Here is an 18,658-nt window from a genome sequence, read left to right on the forward strand (position 1 = left end):
CCGGTGGACAGGCTCGTGCTGTTTGACTACCGAAGAGGCCGGGATCAATCCGGCCCCAAATCCATGCTGGCAGACTTTAAGGGAATCATCCAGACCGATGGGTATGTAGTCTATGATGCCCTGTTTGAAAACCATCCCGACATCCATCTCACTTTTTGTATGGCACACGCCAGGCGCAAGTTCGTGGACGCAGTCAAAGACGATGAAAAGCAGGCCAACTATGTGCTGGACGAAATCCAGAAGCTCTATCTGCTAGAAGCAAAGATGAGGGAAGAAAATCTGAACTGGGAACTACGGACGGCAGCACGAAAAAAGTATGCTGATCCGATTCTAGAGAGTCTGGGCAAGTGGCTGGGGGACAACCAATACCGCTATCGGCCGGTGAGCCCCATGGGCAAAGCCATTGCTTACGCCCATAAAAGATGGGCCGGACTGAGTGCCTATGTACTCCACGGACAGATGGAAATCGACAACAACCTGGTCGAAAATGCGGTTCGTCCACTTGCCATAGGAAGAAAAAACTACCTCTTCGCCGGTTCCCATGAGGCGGCTGAGATGACCGCAGCGATGTATTCCTTCATGGCCAGCTGCAAAAAAAACAATATCAATGAGTTTGAATGGCTCAAAGATGTCTTCGAACGAATCCAAAGTATAAACCACAAAAGCCTCTACCAGCTGTTACCCTCTAACTGGAAAGAATATCGCCCTACATAAAATTTTTTTACTTACAACATGGGTTGGTCGGATGGATACATTCGAGTGGACTGGCCGGACAATTAATTATTAATTACTTTGTAAGGCTTATCCGAAAATTATCCTTAACCTTCTCCCAAACTCCTCCAAAGCTTCATCCCCAAAATCTAAGTGGGTTACAAAGCGAACTAAGTCCTTTCCGAATTTGACTGACTTGATTTGATGATCAGCAAGTTTTTTCATGAATTCCTCGGGAGTAGTCCCTTCTAGTTTCGCAATCACAATATTGGTTGCCACAGGGAAAATTTCCGATACAACGGAAAGCTTGCCTAGCATTTCCCCCAAAGCTCTTGCTCTAGCATGATCTTCTTTTAATCGAAGCACCTGATGGTCCAACGCGTAAATTCCCGCAGCAGCTAGAAAACCAGCCTGTCGCATGCCTCCTCCGAATACTTTTCGGACTTTTCTAGCTCGCTTGATGTCTGCTTTTGATCCAAGAAGAACTGACCCAATCGGACAACCCAAACCTTTGCTCAGGCAGATCGAGATCGTGTCAAAATGTGCACCCCATTCAGCCGGGCTTTCGCCTGATTCTACCAAAGCGTTGAATAATCTGGCTCCGTCCAGATGAAGTTTGATGTCTTTCTCTTTGCAAAACGCATGGATGGGCTTGATTTCTTCCAAAGTATAAATGCTTCCCCCACCTTTGTTCATGGTGTTTTCCAAAGAAACCAAGGTAGTTTCCGGAGCATGCACATCGTCAGGATTAATCGATTCGGCGATTTGGGAAGCGGTGATTTTCCCCAAATCTCCGGGCAAAAGCTTGACCGATGCATGGGAATTGGCCATGATGCCGCCGCCTTCATAGAGGTAGATATGTGAATACTGATGGCAGATCACCTCGGTCTGAATTCGGGTGTGGAGGCGGATGGCAATCTGATTGGTCATGGTACCGGAAGGGCAGAAAAGTGCCGCTTCCATGCCGAAGAGCTTGGCGATTTTTTCCTCCAGCGCATTGACTGTTGGATCTTCTCCAAAAACATCATCCCCCACAGGGGCGGCAAACATCGCTTCTTTCATTCCCGGAGTCGGCCGGGTCACCGTGTCACTTCTTAAGTCAATCAACATGGGTGAAATACTTTGATTTTGAACTTGTCTTTGGTGCTAAAGTTTGGATTGCTTTGGCAGCTTCGATGGGCCGATCTGTGGCGAGAATATCTGCTCCTTTTTGGACAAAGCTGATATACATCTCGTCTCCTCTGGCTTCTGCACTTTTATCCAGGTTTCCGAGTGTACCAAGGATAGTGAAAACGCCTTTGTCGTGGATAGCTCGGTTAAATTCAACAGATCGCTCTGCTACTCCTGTAAATGCAATCACCCGATTCCATGGGATTCCAGTCTCTTCCAGGCGGCCGATCTCTTCTTCATTTCGGATGGTTACGGAAAGCATTAGTTCCGGTGCCATACGGTTTAGTTTTTTAGCAGCTTCAAACGAATAGGAAATCAACGCCGCTTGAGCTTCCGACTTAGTTTTCCTAACTGCCTCAATTACCTTTTCATAAGGGACAGATCGCTTGATGTCTACTGTTAGCAATGCTTTTCCTTTGGACCAAATCAATGCCTCTTCCAGCGTGGGAACCTTGAAATCCGTCAGATTTCCATCATTATCTTCCAAAAATAGACTTTGGATGTATTCATAGGTTACTTCATTTACTTTGCCAGTTCCGGTGGTAGTCCGCGACAAGTCATCGTCGTGCATCAGCACCAAAACGGAGTCTTTGGTCATGGCTACGTCCAATTCGATGATTGCAGGAGTGAATTTCAACACATTGGAGAAAGTTTCGATCGCATTTTCAGGATAACCGGGATATGGCCCGCCACGATGCGCGGAGACCATGGGAATGCGGTCATTGGTCCAAGTATAAAAATCTTCTGTATCACTGAGTGAATTAACTTGGATTTGATGTGAATTCTGCTCCGATTGATCCAGTTCAACTTCATGTTGTTTGGACTTGGGAGAACTGCAGGAAATCAGTCCGATGAACAGTCCTGTTATCCAGAGGTAATAGTTACTCATTTTCATTTTCAGGATCTTTTTTAAAGAAGATATCTAAACTGCCTTTTCGGTTTTCAAAAATTTCCTCCATGTCTGAGAGTTCCAGATTGAGTGCTTTAGTTGAAATCTGTATTTCGATCAGGGAAATTGCCAAGGAAATCAGCAAGGAAAGCATACTTGCCACAAATACCCAATTGGCAGCCTGAGTGTAGCCTTGGAAGAGTAAATACATACAAATGATGCATAATAAAAAGCTGAATACTCCGAAGAGCTGCATGTTTTTGATGAGTGTCAACCGGCTCCGGAGATTTTGGATTTGCTCGACGATTAGCTCTGAATCAGGTTCTTTGAGGTAGTTTTTGTGCAGGCTGCGAATCAAAGTGGCTATGGCCAAAAACCGGTTGGTGAAGGCAAGCATCAATAGGGTGATGGCCGAAAAGAGCAGGGCAGGAGTGGAGAGTTGGAGTTCCATGGGTATAGTTAGTGCTTTTTGAAAAGGTAAGTTTAGCAAAAGACATGAAAAAAGCCTGCTCTTTGCAAAGCAGGCTTAATGTTCTCGGTAATTAAGGTATTAAGCAACTTCTCCCAATACCACCAGTTTTTCAAGTGTTGGAGACTGAGACCCACCCTTTGGTTCGATGGTGATGGCAAAGACACCAGCTTCTGCTACAGCTTCCATCTGTTGGAGTGTAAATTTCTCTCCGGGATTAACCAGCCCGATTCCTACCGGACCGTCTTTCCCAATCGCCCAGAGTTGGTAATCGAATTCAGCAGAAAGTGAATTCAGATTATTGACTGCCACAAATACTTCCTGTGCGCTTTGATCCCAAAAAACATCCACTTTGGCGTCTTTTTGGATATCAAAACCTTCGCCTTTCATCTCCACTCGCTTGAAATCACCTGCGACCAAGCGATCCAGTCGATTGTCCGTTTCTTCGTATTGCAGCTTGACCTGATTCAGGTTGTCTGCCATCACTTGCTGATCTTGCAGCAATGCGGTGAATTTTTGATCGGTGTCATAATATTTTCCTGCGAAATAAATCGCCGCCGCACTGGCCAGTAGGGCTACAAGAGATGCCGCAACCGCAAAGTTTTTCCAAGGGGACAACTTCACTACTTTGGTTTCTACCGGTGCCACAGATGGTGCCTTCTTAGGCTCGTCTTTTCTGAAGTCAGCCTCCAGGCTGGCAAATATTTTGTCTTTTACCTTCGGCGAGGGTGTAGGTCCGGTCAGATTGTCGAAGGAAAACATGGCTTCCTCGAGCTCATCCAATTCTTTTTGGATTTCGGGATAAGTTTTTGCCAGGGCCAGAACTTCCTCACGCTCGCGCTCAGTCAACTCTCCCAAGAGGAAGAGTTCCAGTTTGCCGGATGCTATGTATGATTGAATGTCCACTAGATTCTGTCTAAGTTCTTTTTTAATACCTGAAGTGCAGCCCTGACACGGGATTTGACTGTGCCGAGAGGAATATCATATTCTTCTGAGACCTCCGAATGCGTATATCCTTTGAAATATATGTGATCGATGATGAATCGTTGATCTTCGTTTAGTTGAGTGATCAACTCTCTGACTCCTATCCCCTCCACCTGTTCCATAGTTCCTGACTGGCTTTCAAGACCATATACGAAGTCATCAATTCCGTTGGTCTTACCGGATTGGGAAATTTCTTTGGAGCGTAGTTTATCAATGGCAGAATTGCGACAAATGTTGGCCATCCAAGTGTATAGGCGCCCTTTTGACTCTTCATAAGAGTCAATTTTTTTGGTGATTTTGATAAAGGCATCATGGAAAACCTCCTCCGCAATGTCCTGATCCGATAGTATTCTGGCGATTACGGCATATAGCGCCCTAGAGTATTTCTCGTAGAGGTATTCCGTGGTTTTCCGGTCTCTGGCTCTAAGTCCTTCGATAAGTTGTTCTTCCTGCAAAAGTCAATGGGTTGTAGTGGAATACCCTTAAAAATAGAACACTAGGCCGAATGTTTTGGCCTAGTGCTTATTTATTTTCATTTAAAGGTGAATTACCTCGTCGTAAGCCGCAGCTGCAGCCTCCATAATTGCCTCAGACATGGTCGGATGCGGGTGGATGGTTTTGACCAAATCATGCCCTGTGGTCTCCAGTTTGCGGATTGCTACGATCTCAGCGATCATTTCCGTCACGTTAGCTCCGATCATGTGCGCTCCAAGTAGTTCTCCGTATTTTTTGTCAAACACCAATTTCACAAAACCGTCTTTTGCTCCCGCTGCTGATGCTTTGCCAGAAGCCGAGAAAGGAAACTTGCCTACTTTCACCTCATACCCAGCTTCAAGAGCTTTTGCTTCAGTATAGCCGACGGATGCGATCTCCGGAGAGCAGTAGGTACAGCCGGGGATATTGTTGTAGTCGATAGGTTGGGGATGATGACCTGCGATTTTTTCCACACAAGTAATTCCTTCTGCTGAGGCTACGTGTGCCAAAGCTGGACCCGGCACCACGTCACCGATGGCATAGTAGCCAGGCATATTGGTTTTGTAGTATTCGTCAACTATGATTTTACCTTTTTCTACCAAAATCCCCACATCTTCCAAGCCGATGTTTTCCAGATTGGAAACTACCCCTGCTGCAGAAAGAACCACATCACATTCAAGGGTTTCTTCGCCTTTGGCAGTTTTTACCGTCACTTTACAGCCAGTACCTTTAGTATCTACAGCCGTCACTTCAGAGGAAGTCATGATGGTCATGCCTGCTTTTTTGTAGATTTTTTCCAAAGCTTTGGATACTTCCACGTCCTCTACAGGGACGATTCGATCCATGTATTCTACCATAGTCACTTTGGTACCGATGGAATTATAAAAATAGGCAAATTCGACTCCGATAGCGCCCGAACCAACGATTACCATGGTTTTTGGCTGCTTTTCGAGAGTCATCGCTTTTCGGTAGCCGATGATTTTCTTGTCGTCGATCTTCATCGAAGGCAATTCTCTGGAACGGGCACCGGTAGCGATGATGATGTTGTCGGCAGAATAAACAGTTTTCTTCCCGTCTTTATCCGCAACTTCAATTTTTTTGCCCGGCTGGATTTTACCCCAACCTGTGATCACTTCGATTTTATTTTTCTTCATCAAAAAAGTAACCCCCTTGCTCATGCCATCTGCTACGCCACGGCTTCGCTTGACCATTCCGGTAAAGTCTACATCAGCACCTTTTACAGTGATTCCATAGTCGGATGCGTGATTGATGTATTCAAAAACCTGCGCGCTTTTCAGCAAAGCTTTGGTCGGGATACAACCCCAGTTGAGGCAGATGCCGCCTAGCTCTGCCGCTTCCACGATGGCAGTTTTCAGTCCGAGTTGGGAAGCACGAATCGCAGCCACATATCCTCCAGGTCCACTTCCCAGCACGATCAAGTCAAATTTTGTCGAAGACATATCTTATTCTTGTTTGATTACAAATTGAAACTCTGCAAAAATAGGCCTTTTGGCTTCAGAAAAAAATTGGAATTCAGACAGGTGGTGACATTCAAAAGCTGCTTAAACTGAATATTTTACGAGTTTTAGTTAAAAATTTTAGCAAATCTTCAAATTCCCCATTTATCTTTTGCGAAATTTATTTTTAAAGATTTAATGATTTGGTTTTCAATAAAAAAGGGAATCGTCATTTTTTCAGAAAGTAGAATTCCGGGCTTTTTTTCTAATTTTGACCAGACAAAATTTTAAACTTCATGGGATTACTTTCAGGAAAAACCGCTTTGGTCACAGGAGCTTCAAAGGGAATCGGCAGATCGATCGCCATCCGTTTTGCGCAGGAAGGGGCTAATGTCGCATTCACTTTTTTGTCCAGTGTGGAAAAAGGGCAGACGCTTGAAGCTGAGCTTGCAGCCTTCGGAATCAAAGCCAAAGGGTATCGGTCTGATGCTTCGGACTTCAAAGCTGCTGAGCAATTGATTACTGATGTAGTGGCAGATTTTGGTGCTTTGGATATTTTGGTCAATAATGCCGGAATCACCCGTGACAATCTACTGATGCGGATGACCGAAGAAGCGTGGGACGAAATCATGAATGTCAATCTGAAGTCCTGCTTCAATACCGTGAAGGCAGCTTCCCGCACGATGATGAAAGCCAAAGCCGGATCGATCATCAATATAACTTCTGTAGTTGGTGTGAAAGGAAATGCAGGTCAGGCCAATTATGCGGCTTCGAAGGCGGGAATTATCGGTTTTACGAAGTCAGTAGCTTTGGAGCTGGGCTCCAGAAATATCCGCTGCAATGCCGTGGCGCCGGGATTTATCGAAACTGAAATGACGGGAGCTTTGGATCAAAAGACGGTTCAGGGCTGGAGAGAAGGCATCCCGATGAAGCGGGGCGGACAGCCGGAAGAAGTGGCCAATGCCTGTGTCTTTTTAGCCTCAGATATGAGCAGCTACATCTCCGGACAAGTGCTGCATGTGAATGGAGCGATGTATACCTAACCTTTGAGGTCTTTCAGGCCTCGAAGGTTTCAAAAAATAAATGACCGTTGAGTTAATAAATCCTAAGGGTTTCATCCAAGCCCTCTTGAATATTTTAGAGGGCTTTTTTATTCCAATGAAAGCTCTTCAGGCAGTTCAAACTTAGTCGTAGTGTGATGGTTTTCCTGAAATTGATCCACGCCCCCAAACCAATCTAGAACATATTCTCTTTCAAGATTCGTTGGCTTGGTTGAAACTAACGCTTGATAAGAAGAGTATTTCCATTCTGTAAAGTCATTTAAGATTCCATGATTACGGGGATTTTGATGGATATAAATGGTCACTTGTGTTAAGTAACTCTCTTGATCAATGTGTTTCCTTTTAAATTTTCTTTGAAATAATCCCCCATGCCTCTCGTAGAATTTATTATATGATTTTGAATAGGCATTAAGGAAATTAGAAAAAGAAGCAAGTGCTGCTTTTGAAATTGTGTTTTCATTCACTTTGACCAAAAAATGAAAATGATTTAGCAGAAGACAATAAGCAAAGGTTTGGAAGGAAATTGAGCAATGCTGGTGATATTTTTTAAGGAAATAGGAATAGTTATCTTCAGTTCGAAATAGAACTTCATGACCAACGGTTCTTGAAAAAATGTGGTAGAAGTCACTTGGAATGAGTTCATTGTCTTTCATTTAGAAAAATTATTCAAATTTGGGGGAATATAAAAGTTGCCTAAAAGGAAAGACCTTCGAGGTTTTTGAAAACCTCAAAGGTCAATCTAGCGGCTGGAGCGATTCAGCCGTTTTTTGTTTACCGAAGATGTTGAATAGGAATGTGGCTTTAGCCCATTCCATCAAAGAGCCTATTCTTTATGAGGCTTTAGCCTAATGTCTCATTTCTGATTTCAGACTTTATCTTTCACTCTTCTTCAATACCCCTTCACTCCAGCTTCTGCAATGATTCCGTCTTGGGCAGAGGTCACGCCAGAGACACCGATTGAGCCGACGATGATCCCGTCTTTGAAGATGGGAAGTCCGCCCTCGACACCTACGGCATTGGGAAGTGTAGCGATTCGGGCACCACCTTCACCTTTCATGGCCTCTTCAAAGACTTTTGTAGGTCTCTTGAAAAAAACAGCGGATTTGGCTTTGGCTTGGGCGACATCGATCGAACCGATTTGCACCCCGTCCATTCGTTTTAAGGAAAGTAAATTTCCGCCCTCATCCAGAATGGCAATTACGACATTCCAGCCTTCGGCTGTGGCTTTGGCCTCCGCCGCAGCTGTAATTCTTTCAGCATCCGCTGCGGTGAGATAAGGTTTGGTTTGAGCAAAGGAGAGGATTGGCAAAACCATTAGGATAACGATAAGGAGCTTTTTCATGAAATTTGGGAAGGATTGTGTGATGTAATTTATCATTTTTTTGATACTCAATGAGTTTAAACTATATTGAATTTTAAGAATTGAACTGCTTTTTACGCATTCATATCATTAAGCATTTACCTAATTAAACCAGTAAAAATGACATCCAGACGCGATTCACTCAAAACCCTCGGCTTGGCCACCGGAATCGGACTTTTGACTCCTTCCAGCCTTTTTGCCTGCACTACTAATTCAAGAAAAGACAAACTCGGCGTGGCTTTGGTTGGCCTGGGCTATTATAGCACAGACCTGCTGGCTCCGGCACTCCAAATCACCAAGCACTGTTATTTGGCCGGTATTGTCACTGGTACACCATCCAAGGCTGAGACTTGGAAAACTAAATACAATATTCCGGAAAAGAACATTTACAACTACGAGAATTTTGACACGATTGCGGATAATCCGGATATCGATGTAGTCTATGTGGTATTGCCTCCCTCCATGCATCGGGAGTATGTGGTGCGAGCAGCTAAGGCTAAAAAACAGGTTTGGTGCGAAAAGCCCATGGCGGTGACTGTGGAAGAATGCCAGGCCATGATCGATGCCTGTAAGTCAAATGGCGTTGGCCTATCCATCGGCTATCGCTGTCAGCACGAACCGAATACCCAGGCTTTCCAAAAGATTGTCAAAGAAGGTTTATTGGGTAAAGTACTGGGGGTGGATTGCGCAGCAGGGTATCGGGAAGGAAGAACGGATCACTGGAAGCAAAAGCGTGAAATGGGTGGAGGGGTGATCTATGATATGGGCGTCTATTCGATTCAGGGTGCAAGGTTAGGTGCTAATATGGAACCTGTTGCCCTAAATTCTGCCAAAGTCTGGACAGAGCGTCCTGAAATCTACAAAGACGGATTGGGTGAAATCGTAGAAGCTGAGCTGGAATTTCCGGGAGGGGTAATCGGAAAGATCAAGACCTCTTTTGCGGAGAATATCAACTTTCTGACGATCCAATGTGAAAAGGGGATGATCGAAATGTCACCTTTCCAAGGCTATGCGGGTAATAAAGGCAAAAGTCCCCTTGGAGAAATCAACTTTCCTTATGATGTGCCCTGGCAGCAAGCCAATCAAATGGATCAGGATTCACTTGCGATAATGTCCGGGAATCCCTATCTGGTGCCGGGGGAAGAAGGTCTGAGAGATATCCGAATTGTTGAAGCAATTTTGGAAAGCGCGGAGAAAGGGAACAGGGTCATGATTTAAGGGATTATGTGGAAGTGGAGGATTGGCATAATTCATCGGGCAAAGAAAGGTTACCAATATTTTGGCTTGTTGCCGGTCAACTGGGACTCATCCCTAAATCATTTTCTTTGCTGATTTTCGTCATATGAATCAGGTTTGGCGTTAGGTATCATTGTGGTAATTAATCTGACTCAATCATGCATTCCAGACCTTCGAAAGGCAGTATTCTACACGCCTGTATCATCAAGCAGCAACTGACTATTTCCGATTTTGAAAAAGAAGTAGCTCGGCTCAAAGCAGAGATCACTACCAAAGACGAATCTGAAAGCCAAGGAGGTCGAGGTACTTCAGAGCAGAATGATCTCTTGATAAGGATGGAGCATGAGCTTCTCTTTTTGAAAAATGAACTGATGACTTTGGAAAATATAGATTCGAGCTTGAGTTGTGATAAAATAGAAGAAGGTGCTGTGGTGGTGACTGATCAACGGATATTTTTCATCAGCACTTCCATCGAATCAGTGGATGTAAATGAAGTTTCAGTCTTTGGTTTGTCCACCCATGCTCCGATCTATACCGAGATGAAAGGAAAGAAAAAGGGGGAGACTATTCAGTTCAATGGACTTCGATATCGGATTATTGACGTGTATTGAATGAATTGAAGTCCAAAAAGAAATCCTATCCGGACTCCCAACTTTCGAGGTGAAGGATTGGAGTATGCATTTTAAGATTTTTTCAAATTTCAGTTCGAGCTGTTTCCCGACTTGACATTTATAAGGTTTCCCTACTTTTGCCAAAGATCATACCTTTCTTTTTGCATGTTTGAAGGACTGAAATATCCGAAATCTCTTGACGAAGCGCTCTTTAACTCCTGGATGGAGGCAGGAAGAGCCAGCCCGATTTCTTACTGCTATTTGTTGATTTTTTGGGATGAGTTGGACGAAAAGTATCTACCCGGATTTGCTATAAATCGAAGTGAAATCGGGGAGCATGAGAAGTATGGATATTCCCCCGGGAGACAGTTGCTGGTGGCAGCATACGATTTGTACTCGGAATCGAGGGTGGGGTAGTAAAGCTGGAAAGAAGTGAACCCTGCCGATCTAGGAATTCTCTACTTTCGTGAGGAAATTTTCATTAACAAATTGGGAAGAAGCCAAGGAACCAGATTGAGTGGGGATTACTGCAAAAACACTTAGGCACATTGAAGCTTCTGCCAGTTCTAATCAATCTTAAAGCAGCCCCCTGTATCAATCTTTCCAAATGACCATTTTTTGAGTGCTTGCCTTTGCCAAAGAGGTGCATTGGCGGAACAAGGGAAGGCGATATTTCGCAGTGGGTTTTCCAAATGAATCGGGTGGATGGGTACTCCGATCCTCTATTTTTAAGGGTAATATTCTTGGAGGTGGTATTTCGATTCAGGTCCTTGGGACTGTTAAAAGCATTAAGGTTTTTGAAGGGTGGTTTGACTTTCTTAGCTATCTGAAGCTTTCCGGAGCGACAGATTTCAAAGCCATCATTTTGAACAGTATAGCTAATCTAAGTATGCGTTTGATGCTAGATAGTTTAAAGGAAAGGCAGAAAGTAGAGCTCTACTTGGATAATGACACTACGGGCGAGAGATATACCAATAGCTTTATGAAAATTGCTCGACTGTACCAATACTGTCTCCAAGAGGGATTATCTATCGATTGGGATTTGACAATGTTGAGAGGGAGTAGGGACAAACTTTGCAAGCAGATAACCAACTTAAAAATCGAGCCCTCAAAAGAGGTAGAGATTTGGAGGGTAGAAACGGAGGTTACTGATCAGAGAGGCTATTATACAGGTTATGAGGATTTAAATGATCTGATAAACAGATCATCTTAAGTTAAAATATCTGTGACATTTAGTGTCTAAAGTATTGAGTTGCCTTTTTCTATATCGCTTAATTTTTTAGATTTATGCATACTGATTTAATTATGTGGATAGCTAGCAAAAATGGATTTTTCTCGATCGTACAGCATAGAGATGATTCCGAGCAAGTTTTGGTGAGGGCAAGGGTGAAAAGGGATTTGGAGGAAATTTTTCCCGAAGATCGAATCCATCATACTCCGGGAGGGGATTATCATTGGAGAGTTTTTGCATCTAAAAAGGAGATGGGAGAGATTCTTCTTCGGCAGATGGCAGAATTAGATTACCCAAATTTCAAAGGGAAAATAGCCAAAACGCCGAGTCAGGAAGATAAGCTGCAAGCCTATTATCAAGTCTGGTCAGTCATGCATGATTATGGGCTGAAGAAATTCGATAAAAAGAATGTTTGTCAGGGTTGCCTAATGGGAGGGGCCATCGGAGATGCACTTGGTGCACCAATAGAATTTTTATCGTTCCCACAAATTCAAAATAAGTATGGAGTCAACGGAATTGACTCTTTTGTTGAATTTGAAGATGGTTTCGGAGAATTTACCGATGATACACAAATGACCCTTTTCACTGGAGAAGGACTTTTGCGCGCATGGAATAGATCCATGCAGCGGGGTATTGGAGGGGCAGAGAATACCATTGTTTATCATTCTTATTTGAGATGGCTTTTTACCCAAGACTTTCCTTTTCAGGCCAAACCTACCCAAGGAGTGTATGACATAGAAAAGGGTTGGCTTATCAAAAGAAAGGAGTTATATAAACGAAGAGCGCCCGGTAATACCTGTATTTCTTCCTTGGCTTCGGGAATAGCAGGGACCATCGATGAGCCGATTAATGATAGCAAGGGTTGTGGGACAGTCATGAGAATGGCACCTGTGGGATTGATTTTTTCGGACGATATGGCCTTAGCCTTTGATATGGGATGCAAGTTTTCTGCCTTGACTCATGGGCATCCCTCTGGATATCTGAGTGGGGGATTTTTTGCGGCAATAATCTCTGGACTTTGTCAGCATATTCCTTTGGAGAAATGTATCTATAAAGTGATTGACTTATTGATGGGAAAACCAGGCTTTGAAGAACTTGATAGGGTTTTGTTTCGCGCCATTGGTCTTCATGATAGACTCAAGGAAAAAGAATTGAAAGCAGAACATATTGAGTTGCTAGGTGGTGGTTGGGTAGCGGAGGAAGCCTTGGCTATCAGTTTACTCTGTTCGCTGCACTACTTGGAAAATTTCAAAAAAGGAGTTTTGGCAGCAGTCAATCACAGCGGAGATAGCGATTCTACAGGTTCCATTACCGGAAATATACTTGGCTTGATCCATGGTTTAGAAGGAATTCCAGAGGAATGGAAATCAGGACTTAAGTTTTCGGATATCGTGCTTCAAATGGGAGAGGACCTTGCTATTGGGGTTAAGGGGAATACCTATGAGCCGGATGAGGAATGGGGAGAGAAGTATCCGGGGTATTAATTATTAATTTAAATCATACGAAATGAAAGATAAAATCAAGCCGTCAAAGGCAATGTTTATTAAGCTAGGAAGAAAAGGAAGTTGGGCAAAGGAATGTTTTGAAAAAAGTGTTTTGAAATTAAGCTATAAAGAAGTCAAACATGAAGACATATTAGCAGATTTGACGGGTTCTGTTTCTAAGGCATATAGTGGTAAAGTTCCTAAAACAATAACTTCCTACGCAAACCAAATCAGACATTTCTACGAATCTGATAAAAGCGTGCTTTGGATAACTTTTCATGACCAACATCTCTATTGGTGTTTCGCAAAAAAGGAAGTAGTTGGGATAGACAATGGAGAAAAAGAGAAAATGGTAATAGGAGAATGGTCCAATAAATCGATTGATGGGAAACCATTACTGGCCGATAATCTAAGTGGAAATTTACTTAAAACACAAGGGTTCCAAGGGACTATTTGTAATGTGGACGACCTTGAGTATCTGGTAAGGAAAATTAATGGAGAGGAGCTTCCTGAAGTAATTGAAGTCAAAGAAGATTTAAGGAGGTTGGAATTCAGTCTTGCTGCATGTATTCAAAAACTTATGCCGAAAGACTTTGAAGTCTTCATTGACTTGATTTTTAGACAAGCTGGATATCTTCGAACCAATAGTATAGGCGGTGTTCAAAAAGATAAGGATATTGAATTGATTGCACCTGTTACAGGTGAAAGGATTTTAGTCCAAGTAAAAAGCGCTACAAATTTGAAGCAATTTCAAGACTACGAAGATCGTTTTGAAGAAATAGATAGTTCGGAATCTTATGATAAGTTTTACTATGTTTTCCACTCACCAAAATTAAACCTTCAGTCAAACATGGAAAAGCTTGAAGTTTGGAATCTGGATAAAGTTGCTGAATTGGCAGTCAGTTCCGGTCTCGTTCCTTGGATCTTGAATAAGATCAATTGAAATTGAAATTAGAGATCCAAGAGTAGATATCCCTGAGTTCCCTTAAATACCATGATACTCCTAAGCCACATTCAAAATCAGTGAACGACAAGAGAGTTTTTGGAAAAAGAATTTGACATGAATTTTAAAGAACTACTACTAACTGAGAATGATCAAACTAAATGATATTCTGAAGATAGAAGATCTTCCGAATGTGAAAGTTCGGTTTAACTTGATGTTTCGGGACAATTGGGATCCTATTGAGGATTTTAAAAATGGAAATGATGAAGTTTTGCTGGAAGGTCAGTATTGGAATTATAAAAGTAAAAAATCATACAAAGAGGGTCAAATCACGATTGGGTTTGTTAGGATCAGCAGGAATGACAACCTATGGCTTTTGTTCCATGTTGGAAGGGTTACCAAGGATTTGGATAAAATGGATGGCGTTGGATATGAATACGAAGTGATCCGAGAATATGAAAAATACTTTGGACGGTTGATAGTGAGATTTAAGAATAAATCCCAAACTATGATTCGTTGGGCTTCTTCGGTGATTGAGGAATGCGAAGTTGCCCAAATCTTACCTGATATCTTCGATAATGATATTTTTCCAGGTTACGAAAATGTAAACCTTTCATGGAAGGAGTTATCCCGTGTGATTGAAAAAGATAATTGGAAAACAGCTCTGCAGAATCAGAAAGGAGTTTATCTGATCACAGATATTTCAAATGGAAAGCGGTATGTGGGATCTGCGGCAGGCGACGAGATGATTTTGCAGAGATGGCGGGACTATGTGAAAAATGGGAATGGGGGGAATGAGGACTTTAAAAATCTGAATTTCGAGCATATAAAAGAGAATTTCCGATACTCGATCTTAGATATTTATAAATCAACTGTTGACAAACAGACGATCCTTCAGAGGGAAAGTTGGTGGAAAAGGGTGTTGTTGACTAGAGGGAAATATGGATATAATAAAAACTAGATTTCATTTATTATGACCAACAAAGATACCTTTTGGAATTCTAGCGGAGCCATCGCCAGGGAAATCGAGTTAACAAAAATAGAATTATAAAATGAAAATTAATATTGCAGACGAAGAGCTAGATAGGGATTTAAGAAATCTTTATCTCGATCCTGATAAGGATCAGCATATACCGTTAGAAGATGATGAGTATTTCCACAAAATCTATGGGAAGGAGCGTTGGGAAAAAATAAAATCCGACAGAGCAGAAAGAGGAAAGGCAATAAAGAATATTTAAGGAAAAAAGAGATTAGGCTTAATTGATACTTTTTCTTTTTGCGGTACTTAGGGTGGAGTTTATTAGCATCCCCAAGCCTCGCTTTTTGGTGCCGAGGTTTTTTTGCCCTTGCTCGGGTTGTTAAGCCTCTTTGCCATTTTTTGCTAAATATAATTTGCCTAAAATTTCATTGACCATCATTTCCCAATCGATGGCTCCGTTTTTTTACGGGGTATTGCTTTGTCTGGTAAATGGCTATCAGCCAATTGCATTTTTCAATTTTTTAAAAAATAGGTGATTAGGTAATCCTGAATTCCAGAATAAGTTAGCCCTTTATCCTCGGGGCGGCCAAGAGCTTCCGGCATAAAGCTCACCCGCAATCCAGCGCTGGTTTATTCCTTTTTGGCTTGGCCTTGCTCGGAACAGGGCTGGGATCATTCCATAATTCATGTTTCACCAAAACTCAAAAAATTATGGAAGCTTTAACTAAATCATTCCACTTTAATGAAGTCGCAGAAATCACACTGGCTTATCGACCAAAAATCAAAGTAAGCCAACGTCCGAAGGTTACTTGCTCCAGACAAGTCTATGATGTCTTGTTGAAATTCTGGAATTCTGATTCACTGGAATACATAGAGCAGTTTCAAAAACGCAATAAGAAAAGGGTTTTCTTAGCCAAAAAACAAGAAGGATGAAGCATGAAAAAAGAGCCACGAAAAACGAAGCCACTTTATTCCACTTGGCAGATTTAATTCCTTAAAAGTTGGTCTTTAGCATGAAATATCAGTTCAATGTCACTAACTATTTTGACCACATTACCTATTATATGTAAATCCTCCAAATATTCCCGGAATTCACCTCACTTCAATTGGAATCCCGCTCCTCCTTGGTGATCGTAATGACCACCCATTCATTTACACGAGTCGTGTCATTCGGCATATTCTTAGTTAGAAGTTGGGTCCAAAGGACATTTTGCCTCTCTCTTAGGTCGTAGGTATGCACTTTCCTGCCATTGTACAAAAAATTGAACTCTCTAATGTTTGTCCAGAAGGGGTTCGGAATTTCTTCTGGCCTGCTCGAAAATGTGAGGGTATCCGTATCCCCATTTCCAAAGTCCAGGTAGACAGTCGATTTAAAGTTCGATATTGGGCTATATAGTGATAGATAGGTCTTTTCTCCGATTTGATTGATGTAGAAATCGTTAGATTCATTTAATGGATCTTTATCAAGACAACGAAAGATATTATTTATTTCAGTACAAGCCCGTATTTTTTCAAGGTCATAATCGGAGTTGGTACTGAAGAAATCCCGTCCTTCTTTATCCACCAAGCGGAATATATGGTACCATTCGGTAGGTTGGTCAGTGGAATTATCTCCCACACATGATAAAGAAAGAAATAGGAGGTTTGCCGCAAGCAGAATATGATATTTTATAGTTTTCATCGTTTAAGAAATTTGAAATGTTGGATTTGACCGTCTTTTGTGTATTTGACAAGGTAAATCCCCGCCCGTAGGCCCCGAACGTCTAACACTTCGTTTGATTTATAACAGTCCTGCCTTTCTATGATTTCACCAGTATGCCCATCGATGATGTATACATTTTCGATTTCGAAGTCAGCTACCCCAGGTAGGCTTATTTTCAGGTAATCGCTGGTAGGATTGGGATAAATAAGAAGATTGTCAGATGCTGTCCTAGCAATGGGCCCTCCTCCATCTGAACTTACTGTGATATACTTGCTCCCATATGCTGTGCTTCCACAAGGACTTGGTGTGGAGACGTTAAGATAAAAGGAAGGTGAATTTCCACTTGCCTTAACTGTTATGGTATTGGTCCCTTGTCCGCTACAGATAACTACCCCGGAACCGGCGGGTGCAGATACCGTCCAATTGTAAGTAGAACCTGAAATATAATCCACAAAATAGGCTCTGCAATACTCGTCTCCCGCTATGATGTCGGCACCATTGATCGATAATTGATTGTCGTTGAATGTTACATTCATAGGACTAACTGCAGCCCCTGGAAACCCATTGACATAAATTTCATGGCTTCCTGGTGCCCAGCTGGGAACCGTGATATTAACAGTCTGATTTCCCTGCCCTGCCAACAACCATCCATCCGGAACCTGCCATAGGTAGTAGGAACTAGCCAAATTAGGAGCAGTATATGTATATGTCGTATTAGGACATAAGAGCGTTGGACCTGATATGTTATTGCGGGTGGAGCTAAGTTTAAAATCGAATTTCGAGGTTTGCAGCTCCCAGAATATTGCTGCTGTCTGGCTATAAGATAACTTATCTCTACACTCACGGTCTCGGAAATAAGACATCAAGTTTGTACCGTCCGGTTGCCAAGCAGCTCCCCAATTATCTGTGGGGTACAATGGTGTCCCTGTCACTGAACAACCACTTGTGCTTGCTCCTGTTAAAACTGGATCGCCAGGTGTGTCACAGAATCCGTCTGCGTTCACTTCGCATTTTTTGGAATTGTTAAAATTGCCACATTCAATTCCTTTCAACATGGTTCTGCTTACCGGTTCCTGCGCGCAGTTGTCTGCTTCCCCGTTAATTTTTTCTTCTCCTTCAACGTCTGTCCCAATATAGTGTGTGTGTTTGAGTCCGAAATTATGTCCCAATTCATGAGCTAAAGTGGATTCTTTTGAAGCCCAAAACTTGGAAATATATAGCCGTCTCCCAGGTCTTTTGGCACTTCCTGCTGCTGGTGCCTCATTTACCAAATGGATGTTTAATGTATTGCCATCAAAGTAATCGTTATACATGCTATTTCTGGCATTATCGCCTGATAAGTTATAATAGGGTGAGTTTGGGATGAGTGTAATAGATTGGATATAAAATTCCACTGTTCCTATATTCGTCCTAAAAATTTTAAAGGCATTTCCAAAATATGTGTAGATGTCTTGGTTAGAGAATGCCCCCTGCCCGGAGGAATTTGCATGATTATAAATCTTCACGGGCAGGTAATAGATTGTGCCTCCGGGAGGGAACTCACTGATCCTGCCGGAAGCTCCTGATTTGCCCTTACCTTGGCTTCTGGGATTTCTTACGTCCCTAAGTTCCAAATTCTTTCCCTTGTATTTCCCATTATTATCCAAGCTTTTAAAATAATCCTCCGGGAGAAAAATCCCATGTTGTTCAAGAACCCCTAGGAGGTAGTTGTTATTACCGATCCAGGGTTTAAGGATATTGGGATCTTCATTGACAATTTCCTCGCATTCGCCAGTTTCTTGTGCTAAAACTGGAGTGCAAAACAGAAAAAACGAAAGGAAAAAAAGAATTAGATATCGTGCATCCATCACATATAAAGTTTAGTTAAACAATTATGTAATTTTAATTTATTAAAAAT

The 18,658-nt window shown here is 42.4% G+C and carries 21 protein-coding genes; 11 read left to right on the forward strand and 10 right to left on the reverse strand.

What is annotated here, in order from left to right; genetic code table 11:
• On the forward strand, positions 1–714 hold a 714-nt coding region (gene tnpC / locus C4S61_RS17085), incomplete at its 5' end, for an IS66 family transposase (RefSeq protein WP_146064428.1).
• Between the two features lie 87 nt (positions 715–801).
• Here tnpC and C4S61_RS17090 read toward each other — a convergent pair.
• From C4S61_RS17090 to lpdA, 6 genes are all read right to left on the reverse strand, one after another.
• A complete protein-coding gene (locus C4S61_RS17090; RefSeq protein ID WP_103926020.1) occupies positions 802–1,821 on the reverse strand; it encodes a threonine aldolase family protein in 1,020 nt (339 codons plus the stop codon).
• A complete protein-coding gene (locus tag C4S61_RS17095) occupies positions 1,811–2,776 on the reverse strand; it encodes a glycerophosphodiester phosphodiesterase family protein (protein ID WP_103926021.1) in 966 nt (321 codons plus the stop codon). The genes C4S61_RS17090 and C4S61_RS17095 overlap by 11 nt, the downstream gene beginning before the upstream one ends.
• Positions 2,763–3,221 carry a DUF2721 domain-containing protein gene (locus C4S61_RS17100; protein WP_103926022.1) on the reverse strand — a complete coding sequence of 153 codons (459 nt, stop codon included), beginning with the start codon at positions 3,219–3,221 and terminating at the stop codon, positions 2,763–2,765. The genes C4S61_RS17095 and C4S61_RS17100 overlap by 14 nt, the downstream gene beginning before the upstream one ends.
• Positions 3,222–3,320: 99 nt before the next feature.
• On the reverse strand, positions 3,321–4,145 hold the full coding sequence (locus tag C4S61_RS17105) for an anti-sigma factor (protein ID WP_103926023.1): 825 nt from the start codon (positions 4,143–4,145) through the stop codon (positions 3,321–3,323).
• Positions 4,145–4,678, reverse strand: coding sequence for an RNA polymerase sigma factor (locus C4S61_RS17110; protein WP_103926024.1), 534 nt, complete (start codon positions 4,676–4,678; stop codon positions 4,145–4,147). Before C4S61_RS17110 ends, C4S61_RS17105 begins: the two co-directional genes overlap by 1 nt.
• An 81-nt stretch (positions 4,679–4,759) precedes the next feature.
• Positions 4,760–6,157: a dihydrolipoyl dehydrogenase gene (gene lpdA / locus C4S61_RS17115; protein ID WP_103926025.1), complete on the reverse strand. Its 1,398-nt coding sequence runs from the start codon at positions 6,155–6,157 to the stop codon at positions 4,760–4,762.
• A 293-nt stretch (positions 6,158–6,450) separates the two neighbouring features.
• On the opposite strand from lpdA, the gene fabG reads away from it, so the two are divergent.
• Positions 6,451–7,197: a 3-oxoacyl-[acyl-carrier-protein] reductase gene (gene fabG, locus C4S61_RS17120; protein WP_103926026.1), complete on the forward strand. Its 747-nt coding sequence runs from the start codon at positions 6,451–6,453 to the stop codon at positions 7,195–7,197.
• A gap of 107 nt (positions 7,198–7,304) precedes the next feature.
• On the opposite strand, the gene C4S61_RS17125 is transcribed toward fabG, so the two are convergent.
• Both C4S61_RS17125 and C4S61_RS17130 read right to left on the reverse strand, forming a co-directional pair.
• Entirely contained in the window at positions 7,305–7,868 is a 564-nt protein-coding gene (locus C4S61_RS17125; RefSeq protein WP_103926027.1) for a transposase, read from the reverse strand.
• 236 nt (positions 7,869–8,104) lie between these two features.
• Positions 8,105–8,557 (reverse strand): GlcG/HbpS family heme-binding protein, encoded by a 453-nt coding sequence (locus C4S61_RS17130; RefSeq protein WP_103926072.1) that lies wholly within the window; start codon positions 8,555–8,557, stop codon positions 8,105–8,107.
• 138 nt (positions 8,558–8,695) lie between these two features.
• Between C4S61_RS17130 and C4S61_RS17135 the strand changes: the two genes are divergently transcribed.
• From C4S61_RS17135 to C4S61_RS17175, 9 genes are all read left to right on the forward strand, one after another.
• Positions 8,696–9,793, forward strand: coding sequence for a Gfo/Idh/MocA family protein (locus C4S61_RS17135; RefSeq protein ID WP_103926028.1), 1,098 nt, complete (start codon positions 8,696–8,698; stop codon positions 9,791–9,793).
• 176 nt (positions 9,794–9,969) lie between these two features.
• On the forward strand, positions 9,970–10,422 hold the full coding sequence (locus C4S61_RS17140; protein ID WP_103926029.1) for a hypothetical protein: 453 nt from the start codon (positions 9,970–9,972) through the stop codon (positions 10,420–10,422).
• Between the two features lie 165 nt (positions 10,423–10,587).
• Positions 10,588–10,839, forward strand: coding sequence for a hypothetical protein (locus C4S61_RS17145; protein WP_103926030.1), 252 nt, complete (start codon positions 10,588–10,590; stop codon positions 10,837–10,839).
• A 205-nt stretch (positions 10,840–11,044) separates the two neighbouring features.
• Entirely contained in the window at positions 11,045–11,635 is a 591-nt protein-coding gene (locus C4S61_RS17150) for a toprim domain-containing protein (protein WP_103926031.1), read from the forward strand.
• A 74-nt stretch (positions 11,636–11,709) separates the two neighbouring features.
• A complete protein-coding gene (locus C4S61_RS17155; protein WP_103926032.1) occupies positions 11,710–13,137 on the forward strand; it encodes an ADP-ribosylglycohydrolase family protein in 1,428 nt (475 codons plus the stop codon).
• A gap of 22 nt (positions 13,138–13,159) precedes the next feature.
• Complete coding sequence (locus C4S61_RS17160; protein ID WP_103926033.1) at positions 13,160–14,080, forward strand: restriction endonuclease; 921 nt, start codon at positions 13,160–13,162, stop codon at positions 14,078–14,080.
• 148 nt (positions 14,081–14,228) lie between these two features.
• The gene (locus C4S61_RS17165; protein ID WP_103926034.1) at positions 14,229–15,041 is read left to right on the forward strand and encodes a GIY-YIG nuclease family protein; all 813 of its coding nucleotides are present in this window, start codon (positions 14,229–14,231) and stop codon (positions 15,039–15,041) included.
• A gap of 91 nt (positions 15,042–15,132) precedes the next feature.
• A complete protein-coding gene (locus tag C4S61_RS17170; RefSeq protein ID WP_103926035.1) occupies positions 15,133–15,318 on the forward strand; it encodes a hypothetical protein in 186 nt (61 codons plus the stop codon).
• Positions 15,319–15,770: 452 nt separating this feature from the next.
• Positions 15,771–15,992 (forward strand): hypothetical protein, encoded by a 222-nt coding sequence (locus tag C4S61_RS17175; RefSeq protein WP_103926036.1) that lies wholly within the window; start codon positions 15,771–15,773, stop codon positions 15,990–15,992.
• 169 nt (positions 15,993–16,161) lie between these two features.
• Here C4S61_RS17175 and C4S61_RS17180 read toward each other — a convergent pair whose 3' ends face one another.
• Both C4S61_RS17180 and C4S61_RS17185 read right to left on the reverse strand, forming a co-directional pair.
• On the reverse strand, positions 16,162–16,740 hold the full coding sequence (locus C4S61_RS17180; protein ID WP_103926037.1) for a hypothetical protein: 579 nt from the start codon (positions 16,738–16,740) through the stop codon (positions 16,162–16,164).
• The gene (locus tag C4S61_RS17185) at positions 16,737–18,608 is read right to left on the reverse strand and encodes a T9SS type A sorting domain-containing protein (RefSeq protein ID WP_103926038.1); all 1,872 of its coding nucleotides are present in this window, start codon (positions 18,606–18,608) and stop codon (positions 16,737–16,739) included. Before C4S61_RS17185 ends, C4S61_RS17180 begins: the two co-directional genes overlap by 4 nt.
• Between the last annotated feature and the right edge of the window lie 50 nt (positions 18,609–18,658).

It is taken from the genome of Algoriphagus boritolerans DSM 17298 = JCM 18970 (genome assembly GCF_900108085.1).
Lineage (GTDB): Bacteria > Bacteroidota > Bacteroidia > Cytophagales > Cyclobacteriaceae > Algoriphagus > Algoriphagus boritolerans.